At 55.1% G+C, this 20,230-nt stretch carries 15 protein-coding genes and 2 pseudogenes; 9 read left to right on the top strand and 8 right to left on the bottom strand.

The features are described from left to right. The first annotated feature begins 155 nt into the window (after positions 1-155). Both MFP24_RS18300 and MFP24_RS18295 read left to right on the top strand, forming a co-directional pair. Positions 156-1,109, top strand: a complete 954-nt coding sequence (locus tag MFP24_RS18300) for an aldo/keto reductase (RefSeq protein ID WP_249231713.1) — start codon at positions 156-158, stop codon at positions 1,107-1,109. A gap of 308 nt (positions 1,110-1,417) precedes the next feature. Continuing rightward, complete coding sequence (locus MFP24_RS18295; protein ID WP_249231712.1) at positions 1,418-3,481, top strand: alpha-amylase; 2,064 nt, start codon at positions 1,418-1,420, stop codon at positions 3,479-3,481. Positions 3,482-3,484: 3 nt separating this feature from the next. Here MFP24_RS18295 and MFP24_RS18290 read toward each other — a convergent pair. The 3 genes and pseudogenes from MFP24_RS18290 to MFP24_RS18280 all read right to left on the bottom strand — a co-directional run. Then, positions 3,485-3,620, bottom strand: a pseudogene (locus MFP24_RS18290) (adenine phosphoribosyltransferase); the annotation flags it as partial. A gap of 51 nt (positions 3,621-3,671) precedes the next feature. Further along, entirely contained in the window at positions 3,672-4,112 is a 441-nt protein-coding gene (locus MFP24_RS18285; RefSeq protein WP_249231711.1) for a Crp/Fnr family transcriptional regulator, read from the bottom strand. Between the two features lie 251 nt (positions 4,113-4,363). Then, complete coding sequence (locus MFP24_RS18280) at positions 4,364-4,591, bottom strand: hypothetical protein (RefSeq protein WP_249231710.1); 228 nt, start codon at positions 4,589-4,591, stop codon at positions 4,364-4,366. Positions 4,592-4,615: 24 nt separating this feature from the next. Between MFP24_RS18280 and MFP24_RS18275 the strand changes: the two genes are divergently transcribed. Beyond that, positions 4,616-5,542, top strand: coding sequence for an AEC family transporter (locus MFP24_RS18275; protein WP_249231709.1), 927 nt, complete (start codon positions 4,616-4,618; stop codon positions 5,540-5,542). Between the two features lie 152 nt (positions 5,543-5,694). Here MFP24_RS18275 and MFP24_RS18270 read toward each other — a convergent pair whose 3' ends face one another. Both MFP24_RS18270 and MFP24_RS18265 read right to left on the bottom strand, forming a co-directional pair. Continuing rightward, positions 5,695-6,294, bottom strand: coding sequence for a hypothetical protein (locus MFP24_RS18270; protein ID WP_249231708.1), 600 nt, complete (start codon positions 6,292-6,294; stop codon positions 5,695-5,697). A gap of 367 nt (positions 6,295-6,661) precedes the next feature. Beyond that, on the bottom strand, positions 6,662-7,561 hold the full coding sequence (locus MFP24_RS18265; protein WP_249231707.1) for a LysR family transcriptional regulator: 900 nt from the start codon (positions 7,559-7,561) through the stop codon (positions 6,662-6,664). A 703-nt stretch (positions 7,562-8,264) separates the two neighbouring features. Here MFP24_RS18265 and MFP24_RS18260 point away from each other — a divergent pair. The 5 genes from MFP24_RS18260 (at position 8,265) to MFP24_RS18240 (ending at position 15,070) form a co-directional block, all read left to right on the top strand. After that, the gene (locus MFP24_RS18260) at positions 8,265-9,887 is read left to right on the top strand and encodes an ABC transporter substrate-binding protein (protein WP_249246721.1); all 1,623 of its coding nucleotides are present in this window, start codon (positions 8,265-8,267) and stop codon (positions 9,885-9,887) included. 65 nt (positions 9,888-9,952) lie between these two features. Continuing rightward, entirely contained in the window at positions 9,953-10,897 is a 945-nt protein-coding gene (locus tag MFP24_RS18255) for an ABC transporter permease (protein WP_249231705.1), read from the top strand. After that, positions 10,897-11,769: an ABC transporter permease gene (locus tag MFP24_RS18250; RefSeq protein ID WP_249231704.1), complete on the top strand. Its 873-nt coding sequence runs from the start codon at positions 10,897-10,899 to the stop codon at positions 11,767-11,769. The genes MFP24_RS18255 and MFP24_RS18250 overlap by 1 nt, the downstream gene beginning before the upstream one ends. 10 nt (positions 11,770-11,779) lie before the next feature. Further along, positions 11,780-13,417 (top strand): dipeptide ABC transporter ATP-binding protein, encoded by a 1,638-nt coding sequence (locus MFP24_RS18245; RefSeq protein ID WP_249231703.1) that lies wholly within the window; start codon positions 11,780-11,782, stop codon positions 13,415-13,417. Between the two features lie 75 nt (positions 13,418-13,492). Next, positions 13,493-15,070, top strand: a complete 1,578-nt coding sequence (locus tag MFP24_RS18240; RefSeq protein ID WP_249231702.1) for an amidase — start codon at positions 13,493-13,495, stop codon at positions 15,068-15,070. Here MFP24_RS18240 and MFP24_RS18235 read toward each other — a convergent pair. The 3 genes and pseudogenes from MFP24_RS18235 to MFP24_RS18225 form a co-directional block, all read right to left on the bottom strand. Then, positions 15,060-15,979 (bottom strand): annotated as a pseudogene (locus MFP24_RS18235) (Rpn family recombination-promoting nuclease/putative transposase). The gene MFP24_RS18240 and the pseudogene MFP24_RS18235 sit on opposite strands and share 11 nt — an antisense overlap. 310 nt (positions 15,980-16,289) lie before the next feature. Continuing rightward, entirely contained in the window at positions 16,290-17,636 is a 1,347-nt protein-coding gene (argG, locus tag MFP24_RS18230) for an argininosuccinate synthase (protein ID WP_249231701.1), read from the bottom strand. Between the two features lie 241 nt (positions 17,637-17,877). Further along, positions 17,878-18,810: a LysR substrate-binding domain-containing protein gene (locus MFP24_RS18225; protein WP_249231700.1), complete on the bottom strand. Its 933-nt coding sequence runs from the start codon at positions 18,808-18,810 to the stop codon at positions 17,878-17,880. 122 nt (positions 18,811-18,932) lie between these two features. Between MFP24_RS18225 and dcuC the strand changes: the two genes are divergently transcribed. Next, the gene (gene dcuC, locus MFP24_RS18220) at positions 18,933-20,213 is read left to right on the top strand and encodes a C4-dicarboxylate transporter DcuC (protein ID WP_249231699.1); all 1,281 of its coding nucleotides are present in this window, start codon (positions 18,933-18,935) and stop codon (positions 20,211-20,213) included. The last annotated feature ends 17 nt before the right edge of the window (positions 20,214-20,230 follow it).

Raw genomic sequence — 20,230 nt, 5'->3', positions numbered from 1 at the left:
AATAACGTTCGCTCCGCCACAGGAGGGCGTACGGCCAGGCCGCCGGGCTGCTATACCTAGAAGTGAATGAAAGCGTTCTGTTCTGCGATCAAAAATGGGCAGCGGCGATTTATCCTGGCCCGTTGCCTGATACCATTTCATAAAGGGGAATTCGAATGGAAAAACGAAAACTGGGTAATACCGGTCTCACCATCGCACCACTGGTATTCGGCGGTAATGTGTTTGGGTGGACAATCGATGAAAAGACCAGCTTTGACGTGCTGGACGCTTTCGTCGATCACGGTTTTAACGCGATTGATACCGCCGATGTCTATTCAGCCTGGGTGCCAGGCAACAAAGGCGGAGAGTCGGAAACCATTATTGGCAAATGGCTGAAAGCAAGACCGGGCGCGCGCGAAAAGGTGACGCTATTTACCAAAGTGGGCGCCGATTTAGGACAACCCGATCAGAAGGGGCTGTCGGCACGCTGGATCGCCCAGGCCGTTGAAGACTCCCTGAAACGGCTGGGCATTGACGCCATTGACCTCTATTTCTCGCACTGGCCCGACGCGGAAACGCCTTATGAGGAAACGCTGGGAGCGTATGAAAAACTATTGAAAGCCGGAAAGGTGAAAGCGATCGGCGCGTCCAACCTCAATGCCAGCCAGTTGTCCGATGCGCTCCAGGCGGCCAGAAACGCGGGGCTGCCCAGCTATCAGGTGCTTCAGCCTGAATATAATCTTTACGATCGCGGCGCCTATGACGGCGCGTTGCGCGACCTGTGCATCAAAGAAGGACTTGGCGTGGTCACCTACTACAGTCTGGCCTCGGGTTTTCTTTCCGGTAAGTATCGCTCGAAGGACGATTTGCCGCAGTCCCAGCGCGGCGAGAGCGTGGCAAAATACCTGACTGAACGGGGGAGCGCGATCCTTGATACGCTTGATACGGTATCCGCCCGTCAGAACGTCCGTCCGGCGGAAGTGGCGCTGGCATGGCTGATACAGCGCGAAGGCGTTACCGCGCCTATCGCCAGCGCCACAAGCACGGCCCAGGTCGAAAGTTTTGCCAGAGCGGTCTCGCTGACGCTTTCCCACGCGGATATTGCGGAGCTTGATGCGGCAAGCGCCTGAACTGACGGGAAACTCCAAGGTAATATATACCGTCATACTTCGGGTTGCAGGCGCGCTGGCTTTCCTGTAACCCGAATGATTTAGCGATACCCTGCCCGCCTCCAATATATCGGGGTCGGGCGTAAAGGCAGCGACTTACAGGAGGACGTTATATTCATAAAATCCTCCACAGCGGATAAATTGTAATACCTCCTCCTTAGTCCTCCTCCTGAGATTTAGTCCGCAAGGATGAGGGGATATTTTTCGCGCTGATTACACTACATTCATCCCAGCCAAAATAATGCTTCCTGCCTCGCGTAAGGAGAGCCATGAAACGTCTGACACTGCCTCTGTTATTGTTAGCTTCACCTGCCGCACAGGCCAACTGGACGCTGCAAGGTTTTCCCGACTTTTCTGAGCATTCCAGCGGAATACTGACCAGCAGCGCCACTTTGCCAAAAGGCCAGCGCACGCTGGAACTTTATCAGGATCACCAATGCTGGCAACCGGCTGGCGACGTAAAGCTTAACGTCATGCTGTCGTTGCGCCCCTGTGAAAACAAAGCGCCGGTTAACTGGCGCCAGTTTCGCGCAGGGGATTACCAGGTGCGGATCGACACCCGCAGCGGGACACCGACCCTTCAGCTCAGTCTGAAAATGCAACAGGAAGCCGTCGCCGCTGCATCGAAAACCTGCCCGCGCTGGAATGGCAAACCGCTTTCGGTAGATGTAACCGGGACATTTGCCGAGGGTGAAAAAATCCACGACTTTTATTCCGGCCAGACCGCCACGGTAACAGAGGGACACGTTAAGATAATGCCCGATCCTTTCAGTGGCGGATTACTGTTACTTGAATCTGCCGATCTTAAAATACCCGCCGCTTTTAGCTGGCAAAACGCCACGGTATATTTCGTGCTCACCGATCGCTTCAAGAATGGTAATCCTTCCAACGATCACGGCTATGGCCGTCGCAGCGACGGGATGCAGGAAATCGGCACTTTCCACGGTGGCGATCTAATCGGACTGACGGAGAAGCTGGATTATCTGCAACGGCTGGGAGTTAACGCGCTGTGGATCAGCTCGCCGCTAGAGCAGATCCACGGCTGGGTCGGCGGCGGTACCAAGGGCGATTTCCCGCATTATGCTTATCATGGCTATTATACGCTCGACTGGACAAAACTTGACGCCAATATGGGCACCGGTGAGGACTTACATAAACTGGTCAGTGAGGCGCACAGGCGTGGGATCCGTATTCTGTTTGACGTGGTGGTCAATCACACCGGCTACGCAACGCTGGCCGATATGCAGACTTTCCATTTTGGATCGTTATATCTTAAAGGCGATGAAATCGAAAAAACGTTCGGTAATAACTGGACCGACTGGAAACCAGGTCCTGGCCAGAACTGGCACAGTTTTAATGATTATATTAATTTCGGCGACAAAGACGGCTGGAGCACATGGTGGGGTAAAAAATGGATCCGCACCGATATCAGCGATTACGATTCACCCGGTTATGACGATCTGACCCTGTCGCTGGCATTCCTGCCAGACATCAAAACCGAATCGACAGAAGCCAGTGGTTTGCCGGTTTTTTACCGGTATAAACCTGACACGGCCGCCAAAGAACTCCCCGGTGCGACACCGCGTGAATATCTGGTGACCTGGCTCAGCCAGTGGGTTCGGGATTACGGCATTGATGGTTTCCGCGTGGATACCGCCAAGCACGTTGAAAAAACGACGCTGGCGCTGCTGAAAACGCGCGCTGTCGACGCGTTGAAACAGTGGAAAGCGGCTAATCCTTCGCAGGCTCTGGACAATGCACTGTTCTGGATGACCGGCGAAGCATGGGGCCACGGCGTGATGAAAAGCGATTATTACCAGAACGGTTTCGATGCGATGATCAACTTTGATTTTCAGGATCAGGCCGCCGCCGCACTGAGCTGTTTTGCCAATATCGATGCGACTTATCAGCAAATGGCGGAGAAAATGCAGGATTTCAACGTACTGAGTTATCTCTCTTCGCACGATACGCGACTGTTTTTCGACGTTGACGCCAAAGGCGCGCTGCCTTTGCAACAGCGGGCGGCAGATTTGTTACTGCTGGCGCCAGGTGCGGTACAGATATACTACGGCGATGAAAGTGGACGTCAGTTTGGCCCGACGGGCTCGGATCCTTTACAAGGAACACGCTCGGACATGAACTGGAATGAGCTGACCGGTGCGAAGCAATTTTTGCTGGCACACTGGCAAAAGTTGGGAAAATTCAGAGAGCAACATGTTGCAGTGGGTGCAGGAATTCAGACAACGCAGCACACACAGGAGTATTATGCATTTAGCCGTCAGAAAGGCGACGATAAAGTGATGGTAGTCTGGGCAGGAGAATCAGGGAAATAGAAGAAATTCCACATCGTAGGTTTCGCTGATGGTTTTACGTGGTAATTTGCCTGGTTTGCGCGCGGAACAAACACACGCCCGGAATCAACGCAACCGGTGTGCCAAACAGGAAACCGCGTGTTTTGGCGCCGACCACTTTTGGCGGCGGACAAAAGATACCGTTTTAGCGAGGTCGCGCGGATTTTGGTTCTTACTCATCCCCATCCTCATACAGCTGTTTCAACGCCGCCGTATTAACGATCAGGATTTTCCCGTATTTGGCGTCGATCCATCCCAATTTTTCCCAGGCGACCAGCCGTTTGTTAATGGTCTGTCGGGTGGTGTTGATAATTGTGGCCAGATCGTCCTGTGTTAAATACAAATTGATCAGAACGCCTTTTCCATGGGGTTCGCCGTACCCCTCCGCAAGGCTAATCAGCCGTTTGACCAGCCGCGCGGACACCGACAGCAGCGTACTGTCGTGCAACATCGTGAAAGCGTTGCGGATCACTTTGCACAGCAGGATGGCGAGAAACTGATAAAAAATCGGATAGGTCTTCAGCAGGTACTCCACGTCTCTGGGCGCCAGGGTAAGCAGCAGCGTTTTGCTGATAACCCTGGCGTCATGGGTGCGCACCGACTTATCGATCATGCCGATTTCGCCTTTATCGTAATGTCGGCGTGTGTTCCGGTATATCCATAGCCCACCAGACCACATTCGGTTTCAATCATGACGCCCGGCATACCCCAATGGGTAATTTAGCAGTACGGGAACAACAGATTCAGATTTCCATCCCGCCGCCTGCGGGCAAACCGCAGATTCCGGCGCGGGTAAAAAGCGGGGCTGAACAGCATCGCTAAGGGTTGTTTCTCCCATATGACCGTTCTATTAATGGGGCATAATTAGAAGTTATGCTCCATTAATAGAACAAACCACTTGTTTTTAACCACGCCAATAAGCGTTCCGCGTTTTTCAAATCGTCGCCGCACCGCCCACACTCTCTTATGATTTTTTTTCCTTTGCTTTGCCACTAAACGCATTTCCCTCCTTGTCATCAAAATGTCATTAATAAAAAAACCTAATTCATTGATGTTGTTGAAAATGGTGAAAAAACGCGTCACGGCGGCCATCAATGCCGTACCTGCCAGAGTCTTATGATAACCACGCTGTTGTCGCTGCTGCCGATAATGTTCCTTATCGCCATGGGCCTCCTGCTACGCAGCAGGAACCTGATTGACGTCGGCTTTTGGTTGCCTTGTGAAAAACTGAACTATTTTTACCTTTTCCCCGCCCTGATGTTCGCCCAGGTCGGCAAAGCCGATCTCAGCCAGTTCGCGGTTCAACCTATCGCATGGTCTATTCTTGGCGCCGTTTTTATCGGCGGGGGAATACTCTGGCTGTGGCGACTGTGGTTAAAACAGCCCGGTCCGACCTTCTCTTCCGTGATCCAGGGCGCTTTGCGTCCCAATACCTATATCGGGGTGGCCACGGCGGCGGCAACCTACGGACATACCGGATTAACCGTGACCTCCATCAGTATTGCGGTCGCCATACCGCTGCTGAATGTCGCTTCCATCGTTATTCTGATGCATTACGGGCAAGGCAGCAGGCCCGGATGGTTGCCGATTGTCAAAGCGCTGGTTAAAAATCCGGTGATTGTGTCCATACTGGCGGGATTACTGTTTAACTACAGTGGATTGCCGTTGCCGCAAACGGCCGACAATATATTGAAGATTCTTGGCGGCGCTTCCCTGCCGTTGGGGCTGCTTGCCGTTGGCGCCGGCCTGAATATTCAGGCTGCCCGCTCGGCGCAATGGACGGTCCTGCAATCCTCTTTCGTCAAACTGCTGCTGGTTCCCGGCATAACATTACTTATCGGGACCTTTCTCGGCATATCGGGACCCGTACTGGCGACGGTGGTTCTATTCAACGCGCTCCCCTGCACTCCTTCCGCTTACATCATGGCGAAACTGCTTGGCGGCGACCATCAATTATCCGCCGGCATTATCACCATCCAGACCCTGCTTGCCGCCATCACCATTCCTTTGATGCTGATGCTCACCCAGTTATATTCAGGCTGAGACACGTCTTATCCGTTTTGTATAGCTATTTGTATCGGGAACGTAGGGTAATTGGCGAATATAATAATGGCGAAAATAACGAATCCCTATTTCTCCACCATTCTATTATTCGCGGCAAGTTTATAATAGCGTCGGCATTAGTTTTTCGGCGTTCAAATATCGTTGGTGCCAATCACCTGCCAATCCAGATCGGCCGATTCTATCCCCATCATCTGCTGTATCTTTTCGTAAATTTCAGCCGCGGACAGACCGTTATATATTCCCTTGCTATAAAAGCTGAACGCATCCGTATTATCGCCGTCAGTCTCCCGCCCTATCCGTATGCTCTCTTCGGCCGTCACCGGCTTACCGGAAAATGCATCAAAGGCTTCCCAACTGCCGTCTGGGTAATTAATCATGGATACCAGCGTGCCGCCGTACAGAGGAATACCGTTGATCATTTGCAGAGAACGTTCCGCAGACGCCGTCTGCCGCTGCTCCCGTTCCTCTTTAGCCTGCTGCGCTTCGCGGGCGGCCTGCCGCTTTTCAATATCCGTCTGGCTGTCGCCGGACTGCGCTATACCGGATTGCCTTTTTCCATCCGTCGATAGCGTGACCTGAGTACTGACGCCCGGCAGACTATTCTTCTCCAGCGAATCACTTTCCGTACCAGCCGTTGATGAATCTGTATTACCCTGGGTGCTAATGGATACAACAGGATAAAAAGGCTTTATATTTTGACTCTGTATTTCGATACCTGCTATATCCACCATGCCGCTCCTTTTTATATTTCATGTAATACCAGATTCTGTTCTATAAGATATAATATTGCGAGTTCCACCACATGATAAAGACAGTTGATGCCAGCATTAAAAAGAGACTGTTCAGTAAAAATTATCGGCAATTTTATTTTTTCATTAATATCAAAAAAGAATAAGGATAGGGCGATAACTGGACTCCAATGAATAGTCCGCGCATAAAAAAATCTGCCGACATCCAGCTGGCGGTCAATCCGGACGTCTGGTCGGCGCGGCGCGTTCAGGCGACGATTTCGGCGATAAGCGATTGTTTTAAAACCCCAACCTCATCAATTAACGATTAATGTCCCGGAACAAGACGTCGTCGCTCCCCGTGATCCGATTAAATCGAGCAATCCGCCATAATTTGCGCCAGCATACTCTGGCAGGTTTTGATGGCGATGGATGACGTCCTCTGCCGGGGCAGACACAAATCGACCCGTACGCGCTCAATCAGCGGATCCAGCAACGGGACGGCGACCAGGCCATCCCCCAGATCCCGATTCTGGCGCGCGGCCTGCGGCAGCACCAGCAAGGCGATACCGGCCCGAGCCAGGGATTTTTGTACTTCCACCGAACTGGTGGTGTAGGCGACATTAAGCTGAACGCCCTCTTTTCGTGCCGCGGCTTCGATGATTTGCCGGGTGGAGAAGGTGGAATTGGGTATCGCCAGCGGCTGGCCGGCAAGATCCCGTATGGTGATGGAGTGGCGTTCGGTGAACGCATGTCCTTTCGGCACCAGAACCCGATGCCATACATCGCAATGGTGGGTCACTTCAATTTCGGCGCAGGGCGGCATGTAGAAGGTCAGCCCGATATCCGCTTCTCCGGCGCGAAACGCATCCGCAATACGGGGCGCGCTGCCGGTTTCGATTTGAAACTGCACTTTGGGGTACCGTTGGGAAAATTTCGCCAGCACCGGCGCCAGCATGCTGGCGATTAAACTCTCGCTGACGAACATCCGAATAGTGCCCGCCACCACCCCCTGACTGTTGGCAATATGTTCCTTCACATGATCCAGTTCGCGCAACGTGGCGCTGACCGCCTGCGCAAGAAACTCGCCTTCTCGTGTTAAACGGATGCCGCGCGGATTCCGTTCAATCAGCGAAGCGCCATAAAAATGCTCCAGTTGTTCAATCTGGCGGCTTACCGCACTGGGCGTCACATAGAGTCGGGTGGCCGCTTTACGTAACGACACGCATTGCGCCACTTCATTAAAATATCGTAATGCCCTGAGTTGCATGACGACTCCTGCAAATAACGGTTCTATTCCACTGCTTCAGCAATAAATATGCCATTCTCCGTTTATCTTGTTTTATTCCGGCTCAGACCTTTTCATTGCTCGCTTTAGGTAAAAAAACGAAACCCCATTTAATACAGTCTATTTTCTTATGGCTAAAAAAACAGCCAAATTGCACTATGTCAGTGCAACTTAGCATAGGAAATCAGTGCATCACGCCAGGATAAAGAATAAAACAATGAACGACGGCGCCTGCGTTTATCAATTATTAATTAAAAACATCCATTTACTATGAAATTCCTATTCATAACTAATAATAATATCTCTTTTCACACTGCACTACGATGCGGCACCGCCGCCATTATGCGTCTTATTGGCTACCTTTTGCCTGCACAGAATCGCAGACAAAAACAATAATAAACTGATAAATAAAGATAATGATTTTAATTCCCTGTTTGATGAACGCAGCCAGGCGTCTACTTTTTATCAACACTGAGTCGCTGATGTTGTGATAGTCTCGTGAATCAGACTTTTGTAGTGTTTTTAGCAGCAGGAGGAGATCGTTTTATTTTATTAGCGGCGCGCCATGCCAGTAATGCTTTTTGCTTTCCATTCCACTTAACCTGTTATACCCAATAAATTTTAAGTAACAGAACGGCCGCAGGCGACTTAAAACATGACGGGTATTGATATCATCGGGGATATTATGAAATTAATAACGGTTAAAAATGCATTTATCGATAAAATAGCCACAAAAATAACCTCGCATCGAATTATTTGCGGCCTGCTGACAACGTTTTTCAGCCTGTCGTCTTTTGCCGAAACCCCTGCCGACGTATTGAAAATCATCCCCAGCAGCAACCTGGTCTCGCTCGATCCCATATGGACGACCGCCAACGTGACCCGTAATCATGGCTATATGATTTACGACACACTGTTCGGCACCGATATCGACGGCAACATCAAGCCGCAGATGGTAGAGAGCTGGAAGGTATCTGATGATAACCTGACCTGGACATTCGTCCTGCGCGACGGGCTGAAATTCAGCGACGGTACGCCGGTGACCAGCGATGACGTGATCCCTTCCCTGCAACGCTGGTCCACGCGCGACAGCTTTGGCAGCGTACTGGCGTCGTTCGTCGAGCGCTATCAGGCGGTGGATGCGAAAACCTTTACCCTCACCCTGAAAGAGCCCTTCGGCATGATGCTGGAGGCGTTGGGCAAACCCTCTTCCAACGTGCCGTTTATCATGCCGAAGGCGGTCGCCCAGACATCCGGCGACGTGCAGATCCGCAGCACCCTCGGTTCCGGCCCCTATATGTTCAAGAGCGACGAGTTCAAATCCGGCGAACGGGTGGTCTACGTGAAAAACCCTTACTACGTGCCGCGCGATGAGCCGCCTTCCGGCACCACGGGCGGGAAAAAAGTCTACATTGACCGCGTGGAGTGGCTGATCATCCGCGATCCGCAAACGCAGTTTAACGCGTTGATCAACGGTGAAGCCGATATTCTGGAACAGCCGGCGTTCGAACAAATCCCCGCATTAGGTAAAACCCCCAATATCAATCTGGTCAAGGCGCAGCCGATCGGCATGTTGCAAATCATCCGCTTTAATTTCCTGCAACCGCCGTTCAACGATGCGCGTATTCGTCGCGCCGCCATGCTGGCTCTGGGCGAACAGCAAATGCTGCGCGTGCAAATCGGCGTGCCGGAACTGCAAAAATTCTGTAAAAGCATGTATCCCTGCGGCACTACTTTCGCCTCGGACGAGACCGGCGAGTTCACCGGCGTAGCCAATCCGCAAAAAGCCAAGGCGCTGCTGCAAGAGGCCGGCTACCAGGGCCAGCCGGTTGTGTTGATGCGCCCCACCGACTCCCCGACCATCGCCAAACTGCCGCTGGTCGCCAAACAGCAGCTTGAGCAAGCCGGCTTCAAGGTCGATTTGCAGAATATGGACTGGCAGACCCTGGTGGCCCGGCGCGCCAAAAAAGACGCGCCTTCAGCCGGCGGCTGGAATGCGTTTATGACCGCCTGGGCGGCGGAGGACGTCCTCAACCCGCTAACCATGGCGATGATGAACGCGCGCGGCGAAAAAGGCTGGTTCGGTTGGCAGGACGATCCTGAACTGGAAGCGCTGAAAGCCCGCTTCGCCCGCACCATGGACGAAGGAGAGAAGAAAAAACTCGCCACGCAAATTCAGCTACGCGCCTTTGAAACCGTCACCCATGTGCCGCTGGGCCAGTACGAACTGCGGGCGGCCGTCCGGTCCAACGTAACCGGGCTGGTGTCTTCCGGCGCTCAGGTGTACTGGAATATCCGCAAGCAGTGATCCCGACGGGCGCGCAGGCGCCTGTCGACCAGTTGGCTAGTCGCAACGAGGAACGAGGAACGAGCATGTTGACATTTACCGGCAAACGCCTGCTGGCGACACTCCCTGTTCTGCTGGTGGTGGCGGTCGCCATTTTTATGATCGTCCGGCTGATTCCCGGCGATCCCGCCGCGGTTATCGGCGGCAACAGCGCCACCAACGAGGATATCGACCGCATCCGCGAGCAACTGGGCCTGACCCTGCCGCTGTGGAAGCAGTTCGTCATCTGGGCGCAGGGCGTGCTGCACGGCGATTTCGGCTACTCATTTTTCATGAATCAGCCGGTGACCTCGCTGCTGATGCAGCGCATGGAACCCACCCTGTCGCTGACGTTCGGCACGCTGCTGTTCACCGTGCTGATCGCGCTGCCGCTGGGCGCGCTGGCGGCCTGGCGCATGGGCGGCTGGCTGGATCGCTGCGTGATGTCCTGTTCCGTGGTCGGCTTCTCCATACCGGTGTTTGTGATTGGCTACCTGCTGATCTATGTGCTGGCGCTCAAGCTGCAATGGCTGCCGGTGCAGGGCTATAACCCGCTGTCAAAGGGCTTTCTCCCCTGGTTGAACAACCTGATTCTCCCCTGTCTCACGCTGTCGGTGACCTATGTGGCGCTGCTCGCCAGGGTAACGCGCGCGGCGGTCAGCGAAGCCTTGACCGAAGATTTCATTCGCACCGCGCGCGCCAAAGGCATCACCGAACTACAGGTGCTCAGGCATCACGCGCTCAGGGTGGCGGCGGTGCCGGTGGCGACGGTAATCGGCGTCAGCGCCGCCCTGCTGCTTGGCGGCGTGGTGGTGACGGAAACGGTGTTTGCCATTCCCGGCCTGGGACAGCTCACGGTGGACGCCGTACTCAACCGGGATTTTCCGGTCTTGCAAGGCGTGGTTCTGTTCTTCGCCGTGACCTATATCCTGCTGAATTTCCTGATAGATCTGAGCTATCTGTGGCTGGATCCGCGCATCCGGGATGAATAATGAATACAGCTAAACGACTCTGGCGTAATACTTCGGTAAAAATCGGCGTGCTGACCCTGACGGCGTTAGCCATGATGGGGATCGGCGCGCCCTGGCTCGGGACTTTCGACCCCGGCGTGATGGACATGAATTTCATTTCCGTCAACGCCGGCACCCACGGCCTGGTAACCCTGCTGGACGGCACGCAAATCCCGCATACCTTCTGGATGGGCAGCGACAGTCTGGGACGCGATATCTGGAGCCGCGTGCTTTATGGCGCGCGCATCTCGCTGACCGTCGGCCTGATGACCGCGCTGACCGCCATTCTGGCCGGCTGCCTGCTCGGCATGCTGGCGGGCTATTTCCGCACGCTGGATATGCTGCTGATGCGCGTGATGGACGGCCTGATGGCGATCCCCTCGGTACTGGTGGCCATAACGCTGGTCGCCATATTCGGCGGCAATCTGACCACGGTCATCATCGCCATCGCAGTACCCGAAGTGCCGCGGGTCACGCGGCTGGTGCGCTCGCTGGTGCTCAGTCTGCGCCAGGAAGCCTTTGTTGAAGCGGCGCGCGCGCTGGCGACCAGCAATATGATGATCCTGTGGCGCGATATTTTACCCAACGCCATGGCGCCCCTGATTGTACAAGGCACCTTTGTCGCGGCGTCGGCGGTGCTGACGGAAGCGATCCTCAGCTTTCTCGGCTTAGGGCTCCCCGCCGACATTCCCACCTGGGGCAACATCATGGCCGAAGGCCGCGTGATGTTCTCGCAACGTCCGGGGGATGTGCTGTTCCCCGCGCTATTCCTGGTTCCCTCGGTGCTGGCCATCAATCTGCTCGGCGATGGCCTGCGTGATGTCCTCGATCCCAAATTCTCAAAACGGCTGTAGGGGAAATCTGATGAACAAGCTTGAACATAACGCCCCGGTGTTGCAAATCGTCGACCTACAGGTCGCTCTGCCGGCGGATGCCGACCGTCCGTACGCCATTCAACGGCTCGATCTGGCGATCGAGGCAGGAAAAACGCTGTGCGTAGTCGGCGAATCAGGTTCGGGAAAATCGGTTCTGGCCACCACCATCATGGGATTGATGGCCAAAGAGCTGCGCATCAACAGCGGCACGATCAGGCTGGCGGGCAATACGCTGCTGGATTCAGGCCATTACGCCAGCAATCGGCGGATGCGCCAGCTGCGCGCCACCAGTATGGGGATGGTTTTTCAGGAGCCGATGACCGCGTTGAATCCGGTTCATAGCTGCGGAGAACAGGTTGACGAGCTGCTGCGCGCGCATACCCACTGGTCCGCCGCCGAACGCAAGGCCAGAATATTGGAGATGTTCGAGCGGGTGCGTCTGCCCGACCCGGCGCGTATCTACAAAAGCTATCCGCACCAGCTCTCGGGCGGCCAGCGCCAGCGCATCGTTATCGCGATGGCGATCGTCCTCAAACCTCAGTTGCTGATTTGCGATGAACCCACCACCGCGCTGGACGTCACCACACAGGCGGAAATCCTTAAGCTGATCCGCGAACTCCAGGCGGAACAGGGCAGCGCGGTGCTTTTCATTACCCACGATATGGGCGTGGTCTCGGAAATCGCCGACCACATCCTGGTGATGTATCGCGGCGAGACGGTGGAACAGGGCGCCTGCGAACAGGTGCTGCGACATCCCGCCACCGACTATACCCGCTCACTGCTGGCGGCGGTGCCCGATATTACGCCGCCGCCGCCGCGCCAGCCGCCCGGCAATCGCCTCCCGCCGCTGCTGGTGGGCCAGTCGGTCGGCAAAACCTATGTCAGCCGCGACTGGCTGGGGCGCAGCAAACGCTTCGACGCCCTGCGGCAGGCCAGCGTCGCGGTTCACCGCGGCGAAACCGTCGGCATCGTGGGGGAATCCGGCTCGGGGAAATCCACCTTCGCACGCTGCATGATCCGCATGATCGCGCCCAGTTCGGGCAAGATCCTGTGGGGAGACCGCGAAGTACAAACCTTGCCCGAATCCCAGGTGCGGACATTGCGTTCGCGCGTTCAGGTGGTTTTTCAGGATCCGAACCGATCGCTGAATCCGCGCCGCACCATCGGATCCTCGATCATGGAAGGCGCGATGAATTTTGGTCAGAGCCGGCAGCAGGCCCGCCACACCGCCGAAGCGTTGATGGATCGCATCAACCTGCCGCGCGCGTCGCTCGATCGCTATCCGCATCAGTTTTCCGGCGGGCAACGGCAACGGCTGGCCATCGCCCGCGCCATCGCCTGCGATCCTCAGGTGCTGGTGGCGGATGAAGCCGTCTCCGCGCTGGATGTGTCGGTGCAGGCGCAAATCCTCGATCTACTGCGCGAATTACAGCGGGATTTGGGGCTGGGGCTGCTGTTCATCACCCACGATCTGCGCGTCGCGGCCCAGCTTTGCGATCGCGTCATCGTGATGCATCAGGGAGAAGTGGTTGAACGAGGCATCACCGCCCAGCTATTCGGCCAGCCCCGGCATGATTACACGCGTCGTCTGCTGGCTGCGGCGCCGCGTTTGGCGTTGATGAAATAACCGGCTTATTTTTCGGGCATATCACGTCATTTTCATAGCGGACGCTGCCCTTAATGTTGCAACCTGGAGTGGTATATGAAGTCACAAGTGATGGACTGGGATGAATGGTCGGCCTATGACGCGGTGGGACTGGCGGAATTGATACGTAAGGGCGACGTCAGCGCGGCAGAGCTGGCCGCACAGGCCGCGCAGGCCATTGCCCTGCTGAATCCCACGTTAAGCGCGGTGGTTGAGGTATTCGACGATGTGGTCGCCGATCCGCTGAAAGACGGCATGAACCCGCAGGGCGCCTTCGCCGGCGTGCCTTTTCTGATGAAAGATCTGGGGCCGACCCTGAAAGGCCGTTTGCAAGAGATGGGATCGCTGCTGATGCAGGGCAACCGCTCGCAGAGCGACAGCTTTCTGGTCGGCAAAATGCGTCAGGCCGGGCTGAATCTCATCGGCCGCACCACCACGCCGGAATTCGGCGTATGCAGTTCGGCGGAAAATCCGGCGCTCTATATCACCCGAAACCCCTGGGATCCGGACTACACCACCTGCGGTTCCTCCGCCGGTACTGCGGCCTCGGTGGCGGCCGGCATCGTACCGATGTCCCATGCGACCGACGGCGGCGGCTCGATCCGCATTCCCGCCGGATTTAACGGCAATATCGGCCTGAAACCCTCGCGCGGGGTGTTCTCCATCGCGCCTTACGCCTCCGATCTTACCGGTCTGGTGTCGATTCAAGGGTGTCATACCCGCACGGTGCGCGACACCGCCGCCTTTGTCGACCACTGTCGCGGCGGCGCGCCGGGAGAGTTCATGCCCTACTGGACGGCGGCGGAAAGCTACCGCGAGCTGATTGCGCGCGACCCCGCGCCGCTGCGCATCGCGCTTTCCCACGAATGGGGCGACTATCGGGCCACGCCGCATTTTGTCGCCGAATTGGAGAAAACAGGCCGTTTTCTGGCCGATCTGGGCCACCATGTGGAATGGGTGACGCCGCAGGTGGATTTTCGCGCCGCCTTTGCGGCGCAAACCACCTGTTATATCAGCAACTTTGCGCAGACGATTTCCGCCATGCTCAAAAATCTGCGGCTGGACGCGCCGCCGTCGGATCGGATCGAACCCATCAATATTCGCATCTGGCAGGCCGGCAAAGATATTTCCTTCAGCGAACGCGCGGCGATGCAGACCGTATTCAACAACACATCGCGCGCCTTTGGCGCTTTCTTCCAGTCCTGGGATATTATCCTCACCCCCATCACCGCGCTGCCGACGCCGAAGATCGGCACCATGAAGTACCTGACGCTGAGCGATAACCCATCGGTGACGGACTGGTTCGCTCACTTATGGGAAAATTTCGCCTATACGCCGTTATCCAATCTGTGCGGCATTCCGGCGATCTCCCTGCCGCTGGCCGCGCAGGAGAACGGGCTGCCGTTCGGCATTCAGGCGCAAACGCGCCAGGGCGACGACGGCCTGCTGCTACAGCTTGCCGCGCAGATTGAACGCGCCATCGACGGTAAGTGGAACGGCGGCAGAAGGCCCGGCGTACATGTGACCCACGCGCCGCTGGCAGCAAAAATCGCCGGGCAGGGATTGCCCGCCATAAAAAATCGCCGGGAGCCTGGGGAATCCCAGAAAATAATGATAAATCATCTTAAATGTTAGCGGAGAGCGCCAACTGCGCCATCTCCTCGTCGGAAAGCCGGGTAATTTGCTGGACCTGCTCGCGCGCCATGCCGGTCAGCAGTAACTGGCGCGCAATCTGCCGCGCGCTGGTTTTCATGCCTTGCTCTCTTCCCTGTATTACTCCGGCCTGCAACCCCTCTTCAAATCCAATTTGTTTCAGCTGCTGTGCAATCGTCATTATCTCCTCCCGATCCGTTGACAACGGCTCCGCCACCATTTCGATAAAATCGGCTGGTCTGGATGTATTGCCGGTTTGCGCGATGTAATACAGCAATGCCCGTTTCTGCCTCAGCGGCACCTGCCAGCGTTCAAATAATAACCCGATATCTCGCGCCAGTTCCAGCATATCCCGCGTACGGATATGCTTTTGCACCAGCTCCAGCAACGCCGCCCGCCGATGGGTTTTAATCTCTTCATCGGGAATAACGGTAAGGTCGATCAGCGTAAAAGCATTGCCGTAAATTTTCGCCGCCAATTCGGGGTCATCAAAGGCATCCAGCCAGCGCAGGCTGTACGGATACGGGCTGCGTTCTCCCTGATAGAACAGCAACGGCACCACCAGCGGCAACTGCTTATGGCCCTGTTCAAGATGTTGCTGCATCGCCGCCAGACAGTAACGAATCATGCGGAATGCCATCATGTTTTCCGGTTTGCTCTGATGCTCAATCAAACAATAGATATAGCCGGTTCCGGCGGTGGTTTGCAGCGAATAGAGCATATCGATAGCCGGGCGCGCAGCGCTTCATCTACGAACGAGGCCGACTCCAGTTGCAGCGTGTTGAAATCGCAGCGTTCACCAATATCCGGCGGCAGATGGATGGACAGAAAATCCCGCGCCACATCAATATCGCTGAGAAAAAGTTTGAATACCTTATCATGTGATTGCATGTCGTCCCTGGCGAATGGCGTTCCCTAAGAACTCACGATAACGCCTGCCGCTTGCGGGTAAAGATAATACGCCCCACCCTGCAAACACGCTCGCAAGAAAAAATTGCCAGGAGCAATTTTTAACGTCGCCTGCGACGACCCGAAGGATGGCGGGCAGGGACAGCCCGCCATAAAAAATTTCCGGGAGAAATTTTTAACGTCGCCTTGCGACGGCCCGGAGGGGGGCGGGCAATCCCTGCCCGCCATAAAAAACCCGGCGACGAAAACGCCGCCGGGCTTCCATACCAGCTAACCGTCGAGTCGCTGTGAATTACTTTTTGGTTTTATCCTGTAACTGCTCTACCTGCGGCAGCCCGGCGTTGGCGGACGAGGACAGCAGCCCGGTTTCAACATAGTTGAACAATTTTTCACGGGTGTCGGTGATATCCAGGTTACGCATGGTCAGCTGACCGATACGGTCGTCCGGCGAGAATACGGAATCGCCTTTTTCCATCGTCAGGCGCTCCGGCTTGTAGGTCAGATTATCGGAAACGGTATTCATGATGGAATAGTCGTTGCCACGGCGCAGCTCCAGCGTGACTTCGCCGGTGATGGCGCTGGCGATCCAACGCTGGGAGGAGTCGCGCAGCATCAGCGCCTGCGAGTCGAACCAGCGTCCCTGATACAGGAAGCGCCCCAGCTGACGGCCGTTGGCATGATACTGTTCGATGGTATCTTCGTTATGGATGCCGGTCAGCAGACGTTCATAAGCAATATGCAGCAACGCCATTCCCGGCGCTTCGTAGATACCGCGGCTTTTCGCTTCAATGATGCGGTTCTCGATCTGATCGCTCATGCCCAGACCGTGGCGTCCGCCGATACGGTTGGCTTCCAGCATCAGTTCCACGTCGTCCGAGAAGGTTTGGCCGTTCAGCGCCACCGGGTAGCCGCGATCAAAACGGATGGTGACTTCCTCCGCCGCGACTTTGACGTTTTCATCCCAGAACTTGACGCCCATAATCGGGTTAACGATTTTGATGCTGGAGTTCAGATATTCCAGATCTTTGGCTTCATGGGTCGCACCCAGAATGTTGGAGTCGGTGGAATAGGCTTTCTCTGCGGACATCTTGTAGCCGAAACCCGCCTGCGCCATAAACTCGGACATCTCCTGACGGCCGCCCAACTCATCGATAAAGTCGGTATCCAGCCAAGGTTTATAGATTTTCAGTTCGGCATTGGTCAGCAAACCGTAACGATAAAAACGCTCGATATCGTTACCTTTATAGGTACTGCCGTCACCCCAGATATTGACGCCGTCTTCCTTCATCGCCGCCACCAGCATGGTGCCGGTTACCGCCCGCCCCAGCGGAGTGGTATTAAAATAGGTGACGCCGGCGGTGGTGTTATGGAAAGCGCCGCACTGGATCGCCGCAATACCTTCCGCCACCAGTTGCTTACGGCAATCGATCAGGCGGGCATTTTCAGCGCCGTATTCCAGCGCGCGGCGGGGGATCTCATCGTAATCATCCTCATCCGGCTGACCAAGATTCGCGGTGTAGGCATAAGGAACCGCGCCTTTTTGACGCATCCAAAGCAGCGCGGCGCTGGTATCCAGACCACCGGAAAAGGCAATACCAATACGCTGGCCGACCGGAAGGTGTTTGAGAATCGTTGTCATAAATAAAATCCCTGCTCGAAGATCGATGGGTAGCAGCTTAGCAGCTACGCCATTATGTTACGCCATACATTGATGAGAGGTGATGCCTTCGCCGGATAGGGGATGGCCCGGACGGGGTTTATCGTCAAAACCGACACTCTCAATAAATGCATATTTATGCAAAATAAGTGAGTGATAATTTAAACATCTTTTTACTGGGACGGGAAGAGTAGAGTGGTATTTTATGCAAAAAAATTCGCCCTCAACAGTAACGGGGCGCCGGATGCCAATTATAACGCTGCACATGATGACATACCAAATCAGCCATTTTTTGTGCCGTATGGGTCAATGGGCGCGAGCGCGCGTAAATCAAGCTATAAACCGCATCCGGCAACCTATCCTGCACCGGAATAATCCCTAATCGCTGATTAAAATCGTCCGATGCCACCCGTGCCAGCGACAGCACCGTCAGGTAGTCTTCATGTAGCACCAGCTGTAACCCGCAAATACAGGAGTCCGAGCGCACCGGCGCCTGGGACATATCAGAAACGCCACACAAAATCTGCTGTTCTATCTGCTGATAGTATCCCATATCCGTCTCCGGCATAAACCAGCGGGCCTCTTTCAACTGAACCAGCGAACGACAATGCGCCAAGGGATGCCCGATACGGGCGACCACACCGAATGGCGCCACAAACAGGGGTTCGATGACAAACTCGGCGACTGGCACCGTCGGCGCAATTGTTCCTATCGCAAAATCAAGCTGCCCTTCGCGTAATGCCGACAATAGCGTTGACAGCTGAGCCTCTTTTATCGCGATGCCGGCTTGAGGAAGATCTTTTTTAAAGTCATTAAGAACCGAGGATAATATCGTCACGGCCAACAGTGATGAAATCCCAAACGCCACGCTCCCCTGAGAGCTCTGATTAATCTGTTCAATTTCATTGGCTGCCCGCCCTAACTCCTCCAAAATCAAACGCATTCGTACCGCGAAAGCCCGGCCTGATTCCGTCAGCGTAATACCATTGTTACTTCTTACCAGCAGGGTCGCCCCCAGCGTTTGCTCTAACTCCCGCAATGCGCGGGTCAGTGCGGGTTGCGATTGATTCAGCGCCCGCGCCGCCGCACGAATACTGCCGCAGCGAATGACCTCGTGAAAAATTCTGAGCTGCTGCAATTTGGGTAAATACTTCATCTATTCCCTCTATCAACTTTTGGCATCACCTGCAACTTATCATCATCTCCACACAGCCGGCATGGTTATGTTAGATAGTATTTCATCCTGTCATTTTGACTCGTTACGATGGTGCTTACTCCATGCTACAGCTCATTTTAGGTATCCTGATTTTGCTCGCGACACTCTGGCTGCTAATAAAACGCCATGACACGCGCACCGTACTCATCGGATCCGGCCTGCTGCTTTGCCTGGTTTCATTTTCGCCAATGGATGCCTTTGCCGCGTTCAGTAAAAGGATGACAACCGCCGGTTTGATTGAGGCAATCTGTGCCAGCATGGGGTTTGCCTATGTCATGAAATATACCCGATGTGATGTCAGCCTGGTGCGGATTTTAACCAAGGGACTCAGCCGACTGGGGATCTTCCTGGTGCCAGTGGCCGTCATGGTCACCTTTATCATCAGTATTGCCATCCCCTCGGCGGCTGGGGTTTCTGCCGCCGTAGGGGCAACGCTGATCCCATTGCTGATTGCCGCCAAGGTGCACCCGGCGATTGCCGGCGGAGCCGTTTTATCCGGTACGCTGGGCGCGGTACTCAATCCCGGAGTCGCGCATAATGCCTTTATCGCCAATATAGCCAACATGAAAGTCATGGATCTGGTGTTCTACCATGCACCCATCAGTATCGCCTGCGGGATAATTTGCGCGGTAAGTCTGATGACCGTCGCGATGGTTCGCAAGGAGTTGAATTATCAGGCAGAGCCAGGGCCGTCGGCAAAAACCACACCCCGCGATACTGAAAACACACCCGCTGAAAAACCTCATTATCTCCATGCGATAGCGCCTTTTATTCCGGTGCTATTATTGGTTGCTTCAAGCGCGGGGTGGTTGGGTAAAACCGCGATGAACGTCCCTGCGGCAATGCTGATCGGCTCGATTTATGCCTTATTCATTACCCGTTCCAGCGCCAGCGAGTTAACCAGGGAGTTTTTCAACGGTATGGGTTCCGCCTATGCAAATATTCTCGGCATTATCATCGCCGCCGCCGTATTTATTGAAGGCTTACAAGCCTGTGGAATTATCAGCAGTTTCATCACTCTGTTAACGCAATACCCTGAGTTTGCCCGCTGGGGCGGCACCCTTGGCCCGTTTATGATGGGATTGATCACCGGTACCGGCGACGCCACGGCCTTTGCATTTAATGAGGCGGTCACCCCGCATGCCAACGCTTTTGGCTATGAAATTCCCAACCTGGGCGTCGGCGTCATGCTGGCGGCCTGTCTCGGCCGCAATATGTCCCCGCTGGCCGGCGCGGCTATCGTCTGCGCGGGGTTAGCCGGTATTAACCCGGTAGAAATGGTAAAAAGAACCGCCCCGGGGATGATCATCGCGGTCATCGCCGTGGCGCTTTTCTTCCTGTAATCCGCTTTTCCCGCCAC

Origin of the sequence: Brenneria tiliae, from assembly GCF_023347575.1 — a bacterium.
Lineage (GTDB): Bacteria > Pseudomonadota > Gammaproteobacteria > Enterobacterales > Enterobacteriaceae > Brenneria > Brenneria corticis.
Note: the sequence above shows the minus strand (reverse complement) of the source record. Positions and strands in the feature narration are given on the sequence as shown.

Excerpts from the sequence above, each read along its gene's own strand:
- MFP24_RS18280 (WP_249231710.1), bottom strand. The coding sequence starts at position 4,591 with ATGGCCGCCGTGACGCGTTTTTTCACCATTTTCAACAACATCAATGAA.
- MFP24_RS18260 (WP_249246721.1), top strand. The coding sequence starts at position 8,265 with ATGAAATTAATAACGGTTAAAAATGCATTTATCGATAAAATAGCCACA.
- MFP24_RS18245 (WP_249231703.1), top strand. The coding sequence starts at position 11,780 with ATGAACAAGCTTGAACATAACGCCCCGGTGTTGCAAATCGTCGACCTA.
- MFP24_RS18275 (WP_249231709.1), top strand. The coding sequence starts at position 4,616 with ATGATAACCACGCTGTTGTCGCTGCTGCCGATAATGTTCCTTATCGCC.
- MFP24_RS18270 (WP_249231708.1), bottom strand. The coding sequence starts at position 6,294 with ATGGTGGATATAGCAGGTATCGAAATACAGAGTCAAAATATAAAGCCT.
- dcuC (WP_249231699.1), top strand. The coding sequence starts at position 18,933 with ATGCTACAGCTCATTTTAGGTATCCTGATTTTGCTCGCGACACTCTGG.
- MFP24_RS18265 (WP_249231707.1), bottom strand. The coding sequence starts at position 7,561 with ATGCAACTCAGGGCATTACGATATTTTAATGAAGTGGCGCAATGCGTG.
- MFP24_RS18255 (WP_249231705.1), top strand. The coding sequence starts at position 9,953 with ATGTTGACATTTACCGGCAAACGCCTGCTGGCGACACTCCCTGTTCTG.
- MFP24_RS18250 (WP_249231704.1), top strand. The coding sequence starts at position 10,897 with ATGAATACAGCTAAACGACTCTGGCGTAATACTTCGGTAAAAATCGGC.
- MFP24_RS18300 (WP_249231713.1), top strand. The coding sequence starts at position 156 with ATGGAAAAACGAAAACTGGGTAATACCGGTCTCACCATCGCACCACTG.
- MFP24_RS18295 (WP_249231712.1), top strand. The coding sequence starts at position 1,418 with ATGAAACGTCTGACACTGCCTCTGTTATTGTTAGCTTCACCTGCCGCA.
- MFP24_RS18240 (WP_249231702.1), top strand. The coding sequence starts at position 13,493 with ATGAAGTCACAAGTGATGGACTGGGATGAATGGTCGGCCTATGACGCG.
- argG (WP_249231701.1), bottom strand. The coding sequence starts at position 17,636 with ATGACAACGATTCTCAAACACCTTCCGGTCGGCCAGCGTATTGGTATT.
- MFP24_RS18285 (WP_249231711.1), bottom strand. The coding sequence starts at position 4,112 with ATGATCGATAAGTCGGTGCGCACCCATGACGCCAGGGTTATCAGCAAA.
- MFP24_RS18225 (WP_249231700.1), bottom strand. The coding sequence starts at position 18,810 with ATGAAGTATTTACCCAAATTGCAGCAGCTCAGAATTTTTCACGAGGTC.